Source organism: Niastella sp. (genome assembly GCF_045805085.1).
In the GTDB taxonomy this organism is placed as follows: domain Bacteria; phylum Bacteroidota; class Bacteroidia; order Chitinophagales; family Chitinophagaceae; genus Niastella.
Genome location: NZ_JBJMLX010000037.1, coordinates 1 through 17821, shown reverse-complemented (window position 1 = coordinate 17821; position 17821 = coordinate 1). Strand labels below are relative to the sequence as shown.

Below are 17821 nucleotides of genomic sequence, written 5' to 3'. Positions count from 1 at the left end.
TATTCTGACTTGGCTCAGGAAACGCTCAAGAATCCCTATATGTTTGATTTTTTAGGTCTTACTAATGAAGTTCAGGAGCGTGAGTTGGAAAAAGCCTTTCTGTTATGGAATGATGAAAAAAGTATTACTGATTTAAAAGAAATACATTTTTACTATAGCTTGTTTGGGTTTAAAAAACTAGGTACAGAAAGCTATAATGAACACCTGATCTTAAAATTGGAAATACAGGAAACCTGGTATGGCTTTATTCTGATAAATCATAACGATCAACAACCCTTTATAAAAAAGCAATATCACCAACTTTTAAGTAAGAAAGATTCTCAACTCATAATTGAATTAATGATGACTAAAATAATGGATAGAATAGAGACGTGTATGTCCTGACCCCTATCATCGGTGCTCTACTCAGTCCTCAAACTCTTTACGGGATTAGCAATGGCCGCTTTTATAGATTGAAAACTGATTGTAAGTATGGCAATCAAAACGGCTACAATGCCGGCTAGCGGAAAGATCCACCAGCTTATGGTGATGCGGTATTGATAATCCTGCAGCCAGGTATGCATCACCCACCAGGCCAGTGGAAAGGCCACCAAACAGGATACTACAACCAGTTTCAGAAAATCTTTCGACAATAGGGTAGTGATATTGGCAATGGATGCACCCAGTACTTTTCTTACCCCAATTTCCTTTGTTCTTCGTTCTGTGGCATAAGAAGCCAGTGCAAATAAACCCAAACAGGAAATAAAGACGGCCAGCGCAGCAAACGTTCTGGAAAGCTTGCTGATCAGGTCTTCACTCATAAACATGCTTTTAAACTGATCATCTACAAATTCATAAGAGAAAGGATAAGCGGGGTTATATTGCTTCATGATCGTTTCCACTTTGGAAAGGGCTTTTTCAATGCTGGCTTGCGGTTTAAACCGTATATACATTTGGGATGCATCCCCAGGCTTACAACTATAAAATACTACAGGATCTGGCTTACTGTACATGTTGTCATATAAAAAATCATTCACCACACCAACCACCTGGCTGCTGAGCCCAGTGGTATCACCCTCATACCTTATTTTTTTACCAAGGGCGCTTCCCTTGCCCATCAGTTTTTCCATTGATTGGGTAATGACAACATTCAATGAATGGTTTACCACAGCAGTATCAGCTGCTGTAACATCTCTTCCTTCCAGTATTTTCATACCCGACGTTTCAAAGAAACCGGCGCTTATATTCCGTTGTGAGATCAATATTTGCGAAGAAGCTGGTTTTCCTTCCCAGGTAATGCTACTTGTATTGTTGCCGCCATATATGGTAATATAATCGCTCAGCGCTGCATTTTCAACCATGCCTGTGTTTAACAGGTCCTGCTTAATAGCAGCATAGTGTTGGCCTACAGTACCAACTACATCTGTTTGCAGCAGGTTATTTTTATCAAATCCAAGGTTCCTGCTTTTTACGTGCTGTATTTGTTGATAAATGATGATGGTGCTTATTATAAGAATGATAGATATGGCAAATTGAAAAATCACCAGTCCTTTCCTGATCATGTCGGCACTTCCTGCTTTGGTTTTTAACCCTTTTATTACGAATATCGGATTGAAATAAGACAGATAGAACGAAGGATAACTGCCAGCTAACAAACCGCAGATCAGTATAATGGCCAACAGGGCAAATACATGTGTAAAACGAGTGATGCCGAGATGCAGGTTTTTCTGCACCAATAAATTGAAAGCTGGCAGGGTAAGTGTCATGATCAGCATAGCAACTATGCCTGCGAGAAATGACATCAGCAGGGCTTCGCCCAAAAATTGAAAAACAAGATCCCTTTTACCGGAACCCAACACTTTTCTGATACCTACTTCTTTGGCTCTTTTTTCGCTTCTGGCGGTGGAGAGGTTCATGAAGTTGAAACAGGCTATTAGTAAAATTATGCCTGCAATGATGGAAAACAAGCGAACATATTCTATGCGGCCACCACCGGTTTGTACGCCATTCTCAAATTTATTATACAGCCGCCAGTCGTTCATGGAGAATAAAAAAGGCCGGGCTAAAGAAGCGGGAGCTCTTTTTTGTATGAAGTTGTATAATGTCTTATTTACAGACGAAGGTTGAACGCCGGGTTTCAGTTCAACATATGTACCCAATGAATTACTACTCCAGTCTTTCAGCCATTCACTTTCATTATAATAGATCTCAAAAGGGGCCACCCACTCAAATTGCAGGCTGGAATTATCAGGTATATCTTTCAAAACACCGCTCACTACATAATCCTGCTTATTGTTAAGTCTTACGGTTCTGCCAAGTACATTTTTATCATCGCCAAAATATTTTCTGGCTGCCGTTTCGGTAATAACTAAGGAATGAAGTTGTTTAAATGCCGTTGCTGCATTGCCCTGCAAAAAGGGAAGCGTGAACATGGAAAATAAAGAAGATTCTACATACCGGCCATACGAATACATCGATTTATTACCAATAGAGAGTAGGCGGCTCATATTACCTTGTGATACCCGACAGGTATTGGCGATGCCTGGGATTTCGGCCTGCATGGCTGGTCCTAATAAACCGGGTGTGCTGCCGAATGTAGCAGTATAGGCCTCGTATTTCTGGTTCTCCCGAACAAAATATAAGCGGTCTTTCTTTTTATTAAAGTTGTCAAAACTTAATTCGTTTTCTACCCATAAAAAGATCAGGGCAGCGCAGGCAATGCCTACCGACAGGCCAAATATGTTCAAAAAACTATAGGTCTTGTTCCGCCAAAAAAAACGGAGGGCTGTTTTTAAGAAGTTAATGAGCATGTTGGTGCCGCTTTCGCTTTAAACTTCCAGTAATATGCCAGGATAAATGCTGTTGATTTACAGCTTAATAGATACTCATTATCCTTGCAAGTGTTCAGTTTTGATACATTTACTGTACGTCTTCAACACAGCAGATGTTTTATTCCATGCTCGCCGCTACCAACTCAGCAACATCAAGCACCTTTACCGATTCTTCTTTCTCCTTCAATTTTACGCCATCGGTAAGCATGGTATTGCAAAACGGACAGGCCGATGCCACTATATTCGATTCTGTACTCAATGCTTCCTGTATGCGCTCCTGGTTTATGCGCAGGTTGCCTTTTTCTTCTTCCTTGAACATTTGCGCACCACCGGCCCCGCAACACAAACCTTTGGTACGGCAGCGTTTCATTTCAACCAGTTCTGCATCCAGCGCTTCCAGTACTTTGCGCGGCGCTTCGTAAATATCATTGGCGCGGCCCAGGTAACAGCTATCGTGGTAAGTGATGCGTTGCCCTTTAAAGACGCCGCCTTCTTTTAATTTTATTTTGCCTTCATCTATCAATTGCTGTAAAAAGGTAGTGTGGTGTATCACCTCATAGTTACCGCCCAGTTCGGGATATTCGTTTTTGAGGATGTTAAAGCAGTGGGGGCAGGCTGTTACTATTTTTTTGATGCCATAGTTATTCAGGGTTTGAATGTTCTGATAGGCCATCATCTGGAACATAAATTCATTACCGGCCCGGCGGGCAGGGTCACCGGTACAGCACTCTTCTTTACCCAACACGGCAAAATTGATCCCTACTTTGGTAAGAATGGTTGCAAAAGCTTTAGTGATCTTTTGAGCCCGTTGATCAAAACTTCCTGAACAGCCAACCCAGAATAAGATCTCCGGCGGAGTGCCGGCAGCAGTCATTTCAGCAACAGTTCGTATTTGCATGTAGTATACAGATTTACGTGCCTCAAATATAAGGTATAAGCCGGCTACTTCATACATATTGACCACCGGTGTATTTGCCCGGTCTTTTGCCGGCAGAACGGCTATTTTTGATATCTTCAATCAGAACAACTACATCAACCATGGGAAAAAATTTGCTACTACTGGCATCATTGGCATGCTTTACTATATCTCTGCAAGCTCAAAGAAGACCCGAAACTGAACCCATGCCGCCTAAAGTGGCGGCAAAACCGGCCGATAACAACAATGCCATCCGCCTGGCGCTCGACAGTAGTGTAACCACCTCTAATGCCATCACCATAAAAGGACAACGTGTGCCCTATACGGCAACAGCAGGTACTATTCCGGTGTGGGATGAAAACGGCAAGCCGCTCGCCGGAGTGTTTTATTCCTATTATGAAAGATCAGATGTAAAAGATCTAGCTGCCCGCCCGCTGGTAATTTCGTTCAATGGCGGTCCCGGTACCTCTTCGGTATGGATGGAGATCGGTTATACAGGACCGCGGATGTTAAAGATCGATGATGAAGGCTATCCCATTCAACCCTACGGATTGAGAGATAACCCGCATTCCATACTGGATGTGGCCGATATTGTATACGTTGATCCCGTGAATACCGGGTTTTCACGTCCGGCCGATAAAGACATCCCGCCCGCTACCTTTTTTGGGGTGAACGCCGATATTAAATACCTCGCCGGCTGGATCAGCACTTTTGTAAGCCGCTACAAACGCTGGGCTTCACCTAAATTCCTGATCGGTGAAAGTTATGGCACCACCCGCGTATCGGGCCTGGCGCTGGAATTACAGAACAATCAGTGGATGTACCTGAATGGAGTGATCCTGGTGTCGCCCACGGATCTGGGCATCGATCGCAATGGTCCGGTTGATGCGGCGCTAAGCCTGCCTTATTATGCGGCCACTGCCTGGTATCACAAAAAATTACCGGCCGATCTGCAAAGCAAAGACCTCACCGCCGTATTACCCGAAGTAGAAACTTTTACCATAAATGAACTGTTACCTGCACTGGCCAAAGGCGGTAGTTTAACGGATGCCGATAGAACCGCCATTGCCGCTAAAATGTCGCGTTATTCGGGTTTGTCGCAACAGTTTATTATACAGAACAACCTTGAAATACTTCCTTCGGCCTTCTGGAAAGAATTGTTACGGGATAAAGGCTATACCATTGGCCGGCTCGATAGCCGCTACCTGGGTATTGACCGGAAAGATGCGGGTATTACGCCCGATTACAATGCCGAGCTCAACTCCTGGTTGCATGCTTTTACGCCGGCTATCAATATGTACCTGCGCGATGAGCTGAAATATAAGACCGACTTAAAGTATTATATGTTTGGGCCTGTTTCTCCCTGGGACCGCACGAACGACCACACGGGGGAGAACCTTCGTCAGGCTATTGCGGAGAACCCGTTCCTGCATGTGTTGGTACAGAGTGGTTATTTTGATGGCGCCTGCGATTATTTTAACGCTAAATACAGTTTGTGGCAGATCGATGTTGCTGGTAAATTAAAAGGACGTCTGTCGTGGGAAGGATACCGCAGCGGCCATATGATGTATTTACGAAAAGAAGACCTGGCTACGGCCAACCAGCACCTGCGTGATTTTATTTTGAAAGCGATACCTGGGGACAAACCAGCGAGATATTAATAGTTGATAGTGTTGACAGGGTTGATAAAGTTGATAGCGTTAACCTGTTAACTTGTCAACCCGTTAACTTGTCAACTTACTTACAATGTTCTGAGAGCAACTTTTTTTTCAAATATGCGACTTCCCTGGATAAACCCTTCTTTTTTGCACCCCCAATAATAATATCACGTTCCGGATTGAGTTTTATGGTAGCATATTTATCGGACCATAACCCAATGCTCAGGATGATGGGCAGCAGGTCGATGCCTTTTTCGGTAAGACTGTAAACAAAGCGTTGTTTGTGCAGGTTGTCTTTTTCTTTTTTAATGATCTTTTCTTTTTCCAGCATGGCCAGCCTGTCGGCCAGTAAGTTGGTAGCAAAGCCTTCGGCAGAACCCAGGAACTCATTGTAATACCGTTTACCAAAGAACATAAGGTCGCGGATGATCAGCAGTGACCACTTATCGCCAAATATTTCAATGCCATAATTCAGGGGGCAGTCAGATCGCATAGCTTAATATTTTTAACCACTTGCAAATATAAAGTAGTTTGACGTATCTTTGACGCCGCTTGATTTTTTCAAGTAGTTAAAGTTATTATATGAAAAGAGTGGTAATTACCGGCATGGGCGCACTTACGCCTCTCGGCAACAATGTACAGGCTTATGTAAAAAATTTATGGGCGGGTACCAGCGGGGCTGCACCCATCACCCGTTTTAATGCAGATCGCTTTAGAACAAAGTTTGCCTGCGAGCTGAAAGAGTACGATGCCAAGACCCTGCTCGATAAAAAAGAAATAAAAAATACAGATCTGTTTACCCAATATGCCCTGGTGGCAGCCGATGAAGCCATTAAAGACTCCGGCCTTGATTTCAGCACCATGGACCCCTTTGATACGGGTGTTATCTGGGGCTCAGGACAGGGTGGTATGCAAACCTTTGAAGAACAGGTGAGCGAATATGTGGAGGGCGGCCGTAACCCCCGGTTCAACCCATACTTTGTGCCTAAATTGATTGCCAACATGGCTTCGGGCATGATCTCCATTAAATACCGCTTAATGGGCATTAACTATACTACAGTATCGGCTTGCGCCACTTCCAATACAGCTATCATGGATGCCCTGAATTATATCAGGCTGGGCAAAGCCAAAGTGATCATTACCGGCGGATCGGAAGCGCCCATAACAGAAGCCTCCATTGGTGGTTTTTGCGCCATGAAGGCCATGTCGGTGCGGAATGATGATCCGGCTACAGGTTCAAGGCCATTCGATGTGAACCGCGATGGATTTGTAATGGGCGAGGGTGCCGGCGCCCTGGTGTTGGAAGAGTATGAACATGCCCGTAAGCGTGGCGCGAAGATCTATGCGGAAGTGGCCGGTGCGGCCATGACGGCCGATGCCTGGCATATGACCGCTACCCATCCCGAAGGATTGGGCGCCTTTCATGGCATGCGATTGGCGTTAGAAGATGCGGGTTTAGCCTCGAACCAGGTAGATTATGTAAATATGCACGCAACATCTACGCCCGTAGGCGATATAAGCGAGATACATGCCATTACAAAAATGTTTGGCAATGACCTGGATTCTGTTCACCTGAGCGCTACCAAATCAATGACCGGCCATTTGCTGGGTGCTGCCGGGGCTATTGAAGCTATCGCCTCTATTGCTAGTATAAACGAAGGACTGATCCCACCCACTATCAATACCCAGGACCTTGATCCTGAATTACCGGCTGGCATACAGATCGTATTAAAAGAGCCATTGAAAAAGAAAGTGAATGTGGCAATGAGTAACACCTTTGGCTTCGGCGGACATAATGGGATTGTTGTTTTTAAGAAAATATAAGTTGTAACACACCTGCACACACTTGCTACTCTTTTCTATGGGTATTCCTAATCAAACGATTGCACAACTTTAGTTTTTCAAATCACACCTATGGAGTAATTTTCGGCCTTCTTTTATTAAAAAGCTGCGGCCTAACAATGAATTTTTTGCGTGTTCCTTATTTGAGTGACATCGATCAACATACGCCATTACGAGAGATCTCGCTGGTGTTGGATGCAGCGCCAAAGCAGCAACTCGGGTATGTGCCCTGGGCTGAATATCCTTATCACCCTGAAGTACATTTCTCCATAGCGCATAGCAGCGACGCGGTTTTCATAAAATACTTTGTAAAGGAAAAAGCCATCAGGGCCGTTAATTATACCCTGAACTCGCCCGTGTATAACGACAGTTGCGTGGAGTTTTTTATTGGCTTTAATGACGAACCTGCCTATTATAATTTTGAGTTCAATTGCATAGGCACACCGTTGATAGCCTATGGCGAAGATAGAACGAACCGCCAGCTGTTACCAACCGATATCAGTCAGCAAATAAAATACAAATCGGTTCTCACCAACGATCAAAACCAGGAATCCGTAGGGTGGGAGTTAACCTTATTGATACCCGTAACCGCGTTTTATTATCATCACATCCAATCCTTAAAAGGGCAGCATTGCGTGGCCAATTTTTATAAATGTGGCGATGAGTTGCCCGAACCGCATTTTGTAACCTGGTCGAACATTCAATGGCCGCAGCCTAACTTTCATTTACGCCAGTTTTTTGGCGCCCTCGAGTTTGAGTAGTATTAACACTTATTTTTCCCACAAGTATTGACAATCATCTTTATGTCTCTTATTTTTGCATGCGCTATCCCGGTAGTCCCATGTCCTATGGGCAAAAAAACTAATTTGGCTTAATACTTGCTTACCAACCCCCGATCTAAATTTCACGTATCTACCCTTTAGCTTAAAAAGTTGACTGGAATCCGTTATCCCCTGAGAACTTCTCTGAAACACTCATTAAAAAAAATTCCATGCGAAAACTTTTGCTATTAAGCATGTTTTGCCCAGTAGTCGTTCTGTCTCAACAACGTTTTCATGTAACCTTATCTGGCGGTTTATCGAATTACGCAGGCGATCTGCAAGACCACCGTTTTACCTTGCAACAATCGAATTTTGCTTTTGGCGCCGGTATTAAGTACGACATAACACCCAATGTTGCGGTGCGGCTGGCGTATAATCACGGCACTATTGAAGGCGATGATAAAAAAAGTAAAGACCCCTTATTACAGGCCCGTAACCTGAGCTTTATTTCAAGGATCAATGAAGGCAGCTTACTGGTAGAGTATACTCCACTGAATTTGGAGGATCATGCCATTTCTCCTTTTATTTTCGGCGGTGTGGCCGTTTTTCACTTCAACCCTTATTCCTATGACTCCAGTGGTAATAAAGTTTACCTGAAACCGCTGAGTACCGAAGGACAGGGAGTGGATCCTGACCGCAAACCTTATAATTTAACCCAGTTTGCCATTCCTGTTGGCGTTGGGGTAAAATTCAGGATAAATGAAAATACCGTACTGGCGTATGAGGTAAGCGCCCGCAAAACATTTACCGATTACCTGGATGATGTAAGCTCCACCTACTTTGACCAGGCTACCCTGGCCCAGGCGCGTGGACAAAAAGCTGTTGAAATGGCTTACCGGGGCAATGAATTGAAAAACGGCAACCCCACTTATCCGGATAATGGCAGTGTCCGTGGCGGACCAAAGTATAAAGACTGGTATTATTTTACCGGTTTTACGCTGTACATTGGAATAGGCGGCGGCAATGGCGGTGGTCCGTTTAGCCGCGGTTCCCATGGCGGAAGAAATCAGTTGGGATGCCCGAGGGTGCTGTAGTTGATAAGTTGACGGGTTGATAGAGTTGAAAAGCCTGTCAAGGGCAGGTGTGGCAAAGTCTGGAAGAAAGGGCGGAACGCTGCCTTCCAGGCTTTTTCATTTTAACTTGTTAACCTGTTAACTCTATCAACTTTATCAACCCTTTCAACCTTCTCCTTTATCCTCTTACCCTTCTTCTTTCTCGTCAACTGGTCAACTTGTTAACTCGTCAACCCGTCAACTTTTCAACTCTATCAACTACCTTTGCCTCATGTCATATCGTAATCAGCAACACTTTATTGATACATTGGAACAGGCAGGTGAATTGGTTCGTATCAAAACCTATGTAGACCCCAAATTAGAAATAGCAGAAATTACAGATAGGATTAGTAAAACTACGGGTGGTGGTAAAGCCCTGATGTTTGAAAATACCGGCTACGATTTTCCAGTTCTCATGAATGCCTATGGCAGCGAAAAGCGGATGTGTTTGGCGCTGGGCGTACAACACCTCGATGATGTGGCCCGGGACATTGAGAATTTGTTCCAGTTACTGGCATCGCCCAAAGAAAGCATCATTGATAAACTGAAAGTATTACCCAAATTATCGCAGTTTGCCTCCTGGATGCCTAAGGTAAAAAGCGGCAGAGGCGCCTGTCAGGAAGTGGTGATGGACAAACCCGATATTTCGAAATTGCCCGTGATAACCTGCTGGCCAAAAGATGGCGGTCCGTTTGTGACCTTGCCCATTATTCATACCAAAGATCCCAATACGCATACCCGCAATGTAGGTATGTATCGTATGCAGGTGTTTGGACCTACCTTAACCGGTATGCACTGGCATAAACATAAAGTAAGCGCCAAACACTTTAATGAATATAAAAAGCTGGGCAAGCGAATGCCGGTGGCAGTAGCGCTGGGCGGCGATCCGGCCTATGCTTATTCGGCAACTGCTCCATTGCCTGAAAATGTGGATGAATACATGCTCGCCGGTTTTCTGCGAAAGAAAAAAGTTGAGCTGGTAAAATGTATTACACAACCGGAAATAGAAGTCCCGGCCGATGCCGATTTTGTGATAGAAGGTTATGTTGATCCCAATGATGAAATGATCTGGGAAGGCCCATTCGGCGATCATACCGGGTATTATTCATTGCCCGACTGGTACCCGCGTTTTCATATCACCGCTATTACGCACAAGAAGGATGCGGTGTACCCCGCCACTATTGTAGGCATACCACCGCAGGAAGATGCCTGGCTGGGTAAAGCTACCGAACGTATTTTCCTGGCGCCCATAAAAATGACCATGGTGCCCGAAATTATTGATATGGATATGCCTATAGAAGGCGTTTTTCATAACCTGGTTATAACAAAGATCAAGAAGGAGTATGCCGGACAAGGCCAAAAAGTAATGAATGCCATGTGGGGCGCCGGTCAAATGATGTTTAACAAGATACTCGTACTGGCCGATGAAGGCGTTAAAATACAGGACTACGAAAAACTGGCGGAATATGTATTCGCCAATATGAACCCCGCTACCGATATCTATTTGTCAAATGGACCCATGGATGTGTTGGACCATAGTTGCAGCAAGCTGGGCTTTGGCGGCAAAATGTGTATTGACGGTACCCAAAAGTTCGATGAAGAAAGAGACGACTCATTTGAGTTCCCGATATTAAGCAGCCGGTTCGATAAAAAATTAATGCAGCAGCATTTCCCTGAAATAAAGGGCATCAATGACGCTCTGCCTGCGATCCACATTCCCTGCCTGGTAATTTCAGTGGAGAAGAACCGCAAAGGGCATATTCGTGAACTGCATCAGCAAATATGCAATACCGGGATGATAGAAGGCATAAAAATGATCCTGTATGTGGAGCATACGGTGAATGCCAATGACCTGCCGGTGGCATTGTGGCGTTTCTGTAATAACCTCGATCCCCGCAGGGATAGCATCCTGGTACAAGAACCTTCCCGCCAAATGCCTGGTAAAACCTGGGCCTGCATGGGGTTGGATGGTACTATTAAAACGGCAGCGTTGGACGATTTTCAGCGCGACTGGCCTAACATCATTGTAGCCGACGATAAAACCATCGCTTCCATTGATGCGAAATGGAATACGTTGGGTTTAGGTGCATTCATTCCATCACCTTCATTGAAATATAAAGATCAGATGTACGGGGAGGAAGCTGTAGTGAGTTAGTTTATTAATTCTTATCGGAATTGGATCGCTTTAATAGGCTGAACCCGCTTAATTATGATGGTGGGTATCAACAGAACTAAAAAGCAAATAACAAAGGTGGTGATGTTCACTGCGGCAATTTGCCACCATACAATATCAACGGCCGCCTGGGAAATATAGTAAGCATCTTCAGGTAATTTGATAAACCCGGTTTGTTGCTGCAGCCAGGCAATAAACAAACCGCAGATATTTCCCAGCAGCAAACCAAAGAAGGTAATAATGGCGCCATGATAGAGGAAGATCCCCCGTATGGTATAATTGCGGGCGCCCAGCGCCTTTAATAACCCGATCATGCGGGTACGTTCCAGCACCAGTATCAGCAAACAGGTAATTAAATTCAGGATGGCAATGCCGGTCATGATGGCCAGTACTATCAGGATGGTTTTATTCTGAAGGTTCAGCCAGTCGAATATATTGGGATAAATGTATTTAACAGTATTGCTTTGTAACCCCAGGGGAATGTCAGGCACAATGGCTTCACTCACTTCATCCATGCGATTGTAATCATGCAGGAAGATCTCATATCCACCAATCAGGTCGGGGTTCCAGTCGTTTAACCGTTGAATTAACTTCAGGTCGCCAATGGCGATCAGCTTATCATATTCTTCAATCCCGGTTTTAAAAATGCCGGACACTTTTAATTTACGGGTACGGGGTGCGGCGCCCGGTTGAATGAAATAAATGAGTACCTGGTCGTTCGTATCTAATTTTAACAAATTGGCTGTATAGGCGCTCAGCATAATTTCGTTACTGTAACCGCTATCGGTGAATTTCAGCCAATGTCCCCTTACCCTGAATTTTTCCAGGTTATCGAAATCATAATCTCTTTCAACGCCTTTGAACAGTACGCCCTCGATGGTTTCAGCTGTTTTAAGAATGGCATTTTTGGTGGCAAACGCCTGCACGGTTTTAATGGCGGGATATAATTTTTTGAGACCTTTTACTGAATCACTGCGATGAATGGGTGCTTCTTCGGCAATGGCAACCCGGGCTGAATAATAGCTTTGAATGCGAATATGCCCCCAGAAACTAAAAACCTTTTCACTGATGGTTTTTTGAAACCCGCTGGCAAACGTTAACGTCAGTATCATTACCGCAACGCTGATAACGGTGGCTCCAATTGACAACCGGATTACAAAACGGGAAAAAGATTTCTGTTGATTGAACGCTATTCGGCGTGCTATAAATGCGGCAATATTCAACCGGCATAATTTTAGTTGGTCAAAAGTAACACTATTAAAACCAGGTTCCAAGTTTCAAGCTTTTGACTTTCAGCTTTCTGCTTAGCGCTTTTTTCCTATTTTTAAAGGGTCGAAACACACAACATGAAAAATATTCTCATATTATTCGTATCAATTCTTATTTCCTTTGCGGGAAATGCGCAACTAACTGAAGGCGTAAACCTGCCCAACATCAAAACGGCTCAGTTATTCCCTTCCGGAAATCAGCTGGGTTATCCTGTACTGATGCTTAACAGTTCAGACAGGCTCGAACTGCATTTCGATGACCTGGATGGCAACGTTAAAAGTTACTCCTATACGTACCAGCTGTGCAATGCCGACTGGACGCCCGCTATGTTGAGCAGCTTTGATTTTATTAAAGGGTTTTCTTACCAGCGAATCAGTAACTATCGCATTTCATCTGTTGCATTTACCCGTTATACGCATTACACTGCTGTAGTGCCTGATAATAACTGTGCACCTTCCCGCTCGGGCAATTATATCCTGAAAGTATATTTGAATGGCGATACGTCAAAAGTGGCGTTTACCAAACGCTTTTTGGTTGTAGATAACCAGACATCCATATTCGCGCAAATACAACAACCATTTAACGGGGAAATATTCCGTAGCTGGCAAAAAATACCCTTCCAGGTTGCGCTGGGCGACCGGTTACAGGTAATGAATCACCTGCAACAGATAAAAGTGATGATCCTGCAAAACAACCGGTGGGACAATGCCCTCATTAATGTAAGACCTACTTTTTTCTCAGGCAAAAAGCTTGATTTCAATACCGAGGACCAGATCGTAATGCCGGGTGGTAAAGAATGGCGCTGGCTCGACCTGCGCAGCCTTCGCCTGCAAAGCGATCGTGTGGCAAAAGCTAATTATAATACCCGCAGTACTGAAATATTTGTAAAACCCGATGTTGACAGAAGCCAGCAGCGGTTTGTGTATTATAAAGATATCAACGGCATGTACACCGTTGAAACCACAGAAAGCCTTAATCCATACTGGCAAACCGATTATGCTATGGTACACTTCACCTATATTCCTCCCGAAAATGTACCGTTTGAAAACAAGGACCTTTTTTTGATCGGGGCGTTGAACAATTATAACCTCGACGACAGCGCTAAAATGGTTTTCAATAACGACACCCGGGTGTATGAAAAAACACTTTTCCTGAAACAGGGATACTATAACTATAATTATGTGACCATCGATCAGGGCGACACCAAAAGAGCGGCCAGCTATGAAAATACCGAAGGCAATTATTGGGATACCGAAAATGACTATATGATCCTGGTGTATTACCGTGCCTTGGCCGGACGTGCAGATGAACTGGTAGGTATTACGCATGTGAATTCATTGACCGGGCGCAAAGGAATTGGCGGACAACCATAGGTAATAGACAATAAGCATAGGCAAGCCTAAACAAATTTTATAAGATTTTTGCCCATTGCCAATTGCTTATTGTCAATTGATTTCCCTACATTTGCAGCCGGCAGGTCTTACACGACCAGCTCCCGCTGAACCCCCCCAGGGCCGGAAGGCAGCAAGGGTAGGTGGTTGTAGCGGTGCGATGTAAATCGCCTGCCTTTTTTTCTTTTTTTGGTGAATGCAAATTGCATATAACCCGACAGAACTGCACCAGCAGATTGAAGAAACTACCGCGAAAATACCAGCTCACTCACTCAGTTATTACAAGTAAGCCTAAAAACAACAGGAAGTTGTAAATTTGTATTTGCAATAAGCATTTTTAAATCTATAATAATCATGAAGTTTTTTATTGATACAGCGAATCTTGCCCAAATTAAAGAAGCCCACGACCTGGGTATCCTGGATGGCGTTACTACCAACCCCTCACTGATGGCCAAAGAAGGCGTTAAAGGAGAAGATGCAGTAATGAAACATTACCTCACCATTTGTGAACTGGTTGATGGTGGCGATATAAGTGCAGAAGTATTGTCTACTAAAGTAGATGAAATTATTGAAGAAGGTAAAAAGCTGGCAGCTATTCACCCCAGCATTGTGGTAAAAGTACCGATGATTAAAGATGGCGTGAAAGCATTGAAATGGTTCTCTGATAACGGTATTAAAACCAATTGTACATTGGTATTCTCAGCCGGTCAGGCAATTCTGGCTGCTAAAGCAGGCGCCAATTACGTTTCACCGTTCATTGGCCGTATCGACGATAGCAACTGGGATGGTGTTGAACTGATAAAACAAATTTCGCAGATCTATAAAATTCAGGGATATAAAACAGAGATCCTGGCAGCTTCTATCCGCAGCCCATTGCATATTGTAAAATGTGCTGAAGCAGGTGCTGATGTGGTTACTTCACCGCTGGAACCAATCCTGGGCCTGTTGAAACATCCGTTAACTGATATCGGTCTGGCTAAATTCCTCGACGACGCTAAGAAAATGCAAGCTGAGTTGGCCACAGTTAAATAAAGAAGAGTAAAGCATTTATAAAGTAAAATGCCATCCTGACTTTAGCCGGGATGGCATTTTACTTTGTATGAAGCTTCTTACTTCTTACATCAGGTTCCTGTTACAAAACCCTTCGAATTTCTTTTATTCCTTCGGGAGGAAGGGGTGTTGAGTATTTCATCAACCGTTCGGAGCCGTTCATTATCTTCTACTTTCTTGATGTAGATGTCTATTTCCTTCCAGATAGTGCTATTATTTTTCAACACCGCTTTTACGGTCACTTTTTCGCCTTTGAAAGCGGTGTCAAGCACCAGACTGTTACCCACAAATTTTCCGGCAGTGGAAGTGAAATCGATCTCTTTATTGGTCAGGGGCAGCCAGTGGCCGTTCGATAGTTTGCCATCGACATTAATATAATTATGCACACCTTTTTTAAGGCTGTCGGTATACAGGTGAAAGAAAATACTGTCAACCTGTTGGGCCCGGCCAACCAAACTGGCGGATGTTACCAACAGCAATAAAAGAAGCTGCTTAACGGGTACGATGGTGATCTTTTTCAACATGCTATTTAGCGTATAATTTTCTTCAAAAATACAACGGTTTATTTATCGTATTATTTGACACTAACAATGCCCCGGGGTTATTTAGCCAGTCTATAAATTCCTGTTAAAGGCACAACGGGTTAATTGTCAACCGGGGCCAGGGTCAGCACTTCCTCATAATGCCGCACTACGGGGTCGTATCGTACCATCATTTCCTGGGCAATGAGCGGCACAACGGCAATATCGGCGGTATCGCCGGCAAATTCCCTGATGGCGTTCATATTGTCCCAATAGGTCACTACCAGGTATTCAATACCATCCGTAACTACCCGTTGCTGGATAGACGCATTTAAAAATCCTTTAATGGAAGACAGCTTTTTCAGCGTGTCGTTCTGCAAATGATGGAGATAATCTGCTGAACGCTCAGGTTTTACAACACCTGTCCAGTTTCTTGTAATCATAGCAAAGTGGGTTTGATTAGTTAGTATGCTAATGGCAAAACATTATCAACAATTCTTAGACCATTTGAGGTTTAGAAAGTTCACCCCGGTTGACCGGATTACTCACAACATATTAACATTTATAAACACAATTTCACAGGGTTGTTCCACAAAAGTGCACAACTTTTGAGTGCTATTAGCTGAAGCGGCACTATTTTGTATCTCTATTAGTTATATTTGTCGTTTCCTAAAAAAATAGATCAAGTGCGCTTAAAAAGCTTAGAAATCAAAGGGTTCAAGAGTTTTGCCGATAAAACCGTACTTCATTTCGATGAGGGTATTACGGGTGTTATTGGGCCAAACGGTTGTGGTAAGAGTAATATTATCGACAGTATCCGTTGGGTGATCGGGGAGCAGAAGATCAGTCACCTTCGTAGTGAAAACCTTGAAAGCCTGGTATTTAACGGGTCTAAAACCCGGTCGGCCAGTGGTTTGGCCGAGGTGAGCCTCACCTTCGAAAATACCCGGAACCTGCTGCCTACCGAATTCAGCACTATTACTGTAACCCGTAAATTCTACAAAAGCGGCGAAAGTGAATACCGTCTGAATGATGTTCAATGCCGCTTGCGCGATATCCAGAACCTGTTTATGGATACCGGGGTGAGCACCGACAGCTACGCCATCATTGAGTTAGGGATGGTTGACGAGATCATTAAAGATAAGGAGAACAGCCGCCGCCGCATGCTGGAGCAGGCCGCCGGGATCACCATCTATAAAACCCGCAAAAAAGAAGCTAAGCAAAAACTCGATGCCACCGAGCAGGATCTGGCCCGTATCGAGGACTTGTTGTTTGAAATAAACAACCAGTTGAAAACGCTGGAGAACCAGGCTAAAAAAGCTGAGAAATACTACGAAATAAAGAAAGAATACCGCGAACTGAGCATCGAGCTGGCAAAAGCCGCCCTCGAAGGTTTCAACCTCACGTATCGCGACCTCAATACGCAATCTGAGGTGGAAACCGATAAAAAGGTTCGCCTCGATGCCGCAATCGCCAATGAAGAAGCGTTGATTGAACAGGAAAAAGTAGGGTTTATTGAAAAAGAACGCGCCCTGCAAAGTATGCAGCACGAGTTCAACGACCTGTTGCAAACCCTGCGTACCAAGGAAAATGAAAAGAACCTGGCTTCTCAACGCCTCAACTTCCTGAAAGAGCGGGAGAACAGTCTGCAGGAATTTTTGAACAAGAGCGAAGGCACCTTGAAAGGCCTGGAAGAAAGCATTGAATTTACCCGCATCTCGGTAGAAGAAGAAAAGGGCAAACTGGAAGGACTGGAACAAATGGTGGAAGACCATAAGGACGCCGTTGAAAGCGCCCGCACCATCTTCGATGAAAAAAGAACCCATGTTGATCGCCTGCGTGCTGAAAACCTCAGCCTGCAACGCAATCAGTTCGATGCAGAAAAGAAGGTAGCGGTAGCCGATACCTCTATTCAGAACGTACAAAAAGCAATTAACCAGATAGAAGAAGAACGCGAAGCCCGCTACAGCCAGTTAAAACAACTGGAAGAAGAGAAAATGGTGAAGGAGCAGGAATTGGAGAAAAGGCAACGCGACCTGGTTCAATTACAGGATCACCAGGAAAGAACCAAAGAACAGATCTTACAGGCCCAGGGCCAACTGGAATCATTACGCCAGCAACTGGCCGAAGAAGGCAGAAAGCTGGATGCCAAAAAGAACGAGCGCGATCTGCTGAAAAGCCTGATCGACTCCATGGAAGGCTATCCTGAAAGCGTGAAGTTCCTCCATAACAATCCAGGCTGGAACCATACCGCGCCTATTTTATCAGACATCATCTACGTAAAAGAAGAGTTTCGCGCCGCCGTTGAAAACGTGCTG

15 protein-coding genes and 1 other RNA gene are annotated in these 17821 nt (G+C 44.3%); 10 read left to right on the top strand and 6 right to left on the bottom strand.

Annotation, left to right across the window (positions count from 1 at the left end; all coding sequences use genetic code 11):
- Positions 1 to 384, top strand: a 384-nt coding sequence (locus ACJ751_RS01710; RefSeq protein ID WP_407743646.1) for a hypothetical protein, incomplete at its 5' end; no start/stop codon positions are given.
- A 17-nt stretch (positions 385 to 401) separates the two neighbouring features.
- Here ACJ751_RS01710 and ACJ751_RS01705 read toward each other — a convergent pair.
- Together ACJ751_RS01705 and ACJ751_RS01700 are read right to left on the bottom strand one after the other, a co-directional pair.
- Complete coding sequence (locus ACJ751_RS01705; RefSeq protein WP_407743645.1) at positions 402 to 2726, bottom strand: ABC transporter permease; 2325 nt, start codon at positions 2724 to 2726, stop codon at positions 402 to 404.
- Positions 2727 to 2928: 202 nt separating this feature from the next.
- On the bottom strand, positions 2929 to 3708 hold the full coding sequence (locus ACJ751_RS01700; RefSeq protein ID WP_407743644.1) for a (Fe-S)-binding protein: 780 nt from the start codon (positions 3706 to 3708) through the stop codon (positions 2929 to 2931).
- A 224-nt stretch (positions 3709 to 3932) separates the two neighbouring features.
- Here ACJ751_RS01700 and ACJ751_RS01695 point away from each other — a divergent pair, with 224 nt between their 5' ends.
- On the top strand, positions 3933 to 5387 hold the full coding sequence (locus ACJ751_RS01695; RefSeq protein ID WP_407743643.1) for a S10 family peptidase: 1455 nt from the start codon (positions 3933 to 3935) through the stop codon (positions 5385 to 5387).
- 76 nt (positions 5388 to 5463) lie between these two features.
- On the opposite strand, the gene ACJ751_RS01690 is transcribed toward ACJ751_RS01695, so the two are convergent.
- Entirely contained in the window at positions 5464 to 5877 is a 414-nt protein-coding gene (locus ACJ751_RS01690) for a winged helix-turn-helix transcriptional regulator (protein WP_407743642.1), read from the bottom strand.
- 89 nt (positions 5878 to 5966) lie between these two features.
- Between ACJ751_RS01690 and fabF the strand changes: the two genes are divergently transcribed.
- From fabF to ACJ751_RS01670, 4 genes are all read left to right on the top strand, one after another.
- On the top strand, positions 5967 to 7208 hold the full coding sequence (fabF, locus tag ACJ751_RS01685) for a beta-ketoacyl-ACP synthase II (protein ID WP_407743641.1): 1242 nt from the start codon (positions 5967 to 5969) through the stop codon (positions 7206 to 7208).
- Between the two features lie 137 nt (positions 7209 to 7345).
- A complete protein-coding gene (locus ACJ751_RS01680; RefSeq protein ID WP_407743640.1) occupies positions 7346 to 7987 on the top strand; it encodes a carbohydrate-binding family 9-like protein in 642 nt (213 codons plus the stop codon).
- 230 nt (positions 7988 to 8217) lie between these two features.
- Positions 8218 to 9081 carry a DUF6089 family protein gene (locus ACJ751_RS01675; RefSeq protein WP_407743639.1) on the top strand — a complete coding sequence of 288 codons (864 nt, stop codon included), beginning with the start codon at positions 8218 to 8220 and terminating at the stop codon, positions 9079 to 9081.
- A gap of 250 nt (positions 9082 to 9331) precedes the next feature.
- A complete protein-coding gene (locus tag ACJ751_RS01670; protein ID WP_407743638.1) occupies positions 9332 to 11254 on the top strand; it encodes a menaquinone biosynthesis decarboxylase in 1923 nt (640 codons plus the stop codon).
- Between the two features lie 11 nt (positions 11255 to 11265).
- On the opposite strand, the gene ACJ751_RS01665 is transcribed toward ACJ751_RS01670, so the two are convergent.
- Positions 11266 to 12495, bottom strand: coding sequence for an ABC transporter permease (locus ACJ751_RS01665; RefSeq protein WP_407743647.1), 1230 nt, complete (start codon positions 12493 to 12495; stop codon positions 11266 to 11268).
- A 123-nt stretch (positions 12496 to 12618) separates the two neighbouring features.
- On the opposite strand from ACJ751_RS01665, the gene ACJ751_RS01660 reads away from it, so the two are divergent.
- From ACJ751_RS01660 to fsa, 3 genes are all read left to right on the top strand, one after another.
- On the top strand, positions 12619 to 13914 hold the full coding sequence (locus ACJ751_RS01660) for a DUF5103 domain-containing protein (protein WP_407743637.1): 1296 nt from the start codon (positions 12619 to 12621) through the stop codon (positions 13912 to 13914).
- Positions 13915 to 14012: 98 nt separating this feature from the next.
- Positions 14013 to 14112: signal recognition particle sRNA small type (gene ffs / locus ACJ751_RS01655), an RNA gene on the top strand.
- 174 nt (positions 14113 to 14286) lie between these two features.
- Positions 14287 to 14964: a fructose-6-phosphate aldolase gene (fsa, locus tag ACJ751_RS01650; RefSeq protein ID WP_407743636.1), complete on the top strand. Its 678-nt coding sequence runs from the start codon at positions 14287 to 14289 to the stop codon at positions 14962 to 14964.
- A gap of 89 nt (positions 14965 to 15053) precedes the next feature.
- On the opposite strand, the gene ACJ751_RS01645 is transcribed toward fsa, so the two are convergent.
- Together ACJ751_RS01645 and ACJ751_RS01640 are read right to left on the bottom strand one after the other, a co-directional pair.
- Positions 15054 to 15506, bottom strand: coding sequence for a hypothetical protein (locus ACJ751_RS01645; protein WP_407743635.1), 453 nt, complete (start codon positions 15504 to 15506; stop codon positions 15054 to 15056).
- Between the two features lie 119 nt (positions 15507 to 15625).
- On the bottom strand, positions 15626 to 15946 hold the full coding sequence (locus tag ACJ751_RS01640) for an antibiotic biosynthesis monooxygenase family protein (RefSeq protein WP_407743634.1): 321 nt from the start codon (positions 15944 to 15946) through the stop codon (positions 15626 to 15628).
- Positions 15947 to 16189: 243 nt separating this feature from the next.
- Here ACJ751_RS01640 and ACJ751_RS01635 point away from each other — a divergent pair.
- On the top strand, positions 16190 to 17821 hold a 1632-nt coding region (locus tag ACJ751_RS01635; RefSeq protein ID WP_407743633.1), incomplete at its 3' end, for a chromosome segregation SMC family protein.

What these genes read in the sequence shown, in the direction of transcription:
- ACJ751_RS01700 (WP_407743644.1), bottom strand. Translation starts at nt 3,708, where the DNA reads ATGCAAATACGAACTGTTGCTGAAATGACTGCTGCCGGCACTCCGCCG.
- ACJ751_RS01695 (WP_407743643.1), top strand. Translation starts at nt 3,933, where the DNA reads ATGCCGCCTAAAGTGGCGGCAAAACCGGCCGATAACAACAATGCCATC.
- ACJ751_RS01690 (WP_407743642.1), bottom strand. Translation starts at nt 5,877, where the DNA reads ATGCGATCTGACTGCCCCCTGAATTATGGCATTGAAATATTTGGCGAT.
- fabF (WP_407743641.1), top strand. Translation starts at nt 5,967, where the DNA reads ATGAAAAGAGTGGTAATTACCGGCATGGGCGCACTTACGCCTCTCGGC.
- ACJ751_RS01680 (WP_407743640.1), top strand. Translation starts at nt 7,346, where the DNA reads ATGAATTTTTTGCGTGTTCCTTATTTGAGTGACATCGATCAACATACG.
- ACJ751_RS01675 (WP_407743639.1), top strand. Translation starts at nt 8,218, where the DNA reads ATGCGAAAACTTTTGCTATTAAGCATGTTTTGCCCAGTAGTCGTTCTG.
- ACJ751_RS01670 (WP_407743638.1), top strand. Translation starts at nt 9,332, where the DNA reads ATGTCATATCGTAATCAGCAACACTTTATTGATACATTGGAACAGGCA.
- ACJ751_RS01660 (WP_407743637.1), top strand. Translation starts at nt 12,619, where the DNA reads ATGAAAAATATTCTCATATTATTCGTATCAATTCTTATTTCCTTTGCG.
- fsa (WP_407743636.1), top strand. Translation starts at nt 14,287, where the DNA reads ATGAAGTTTTTTATTGATACAGCGAATCTTGCCCAAATTAAAGAAGCC.
- ACJ751_RS01645 (WP_407743635.1), bottom strand. Translation starts at nt 15,506, where the DNA reads ATGTTGAAAAAGATCACCATCGTACCCGTTAAGCAGCTTCTTTTATTG.
- ACJ751_RS01640 (WP_407743634.1), bottom strand. Translation starts at nt 15,946, where the DNA reads ATGATTACAAGAAACTGGACAGGTGTTGTAAAACCTGAGCGTTCAGCA.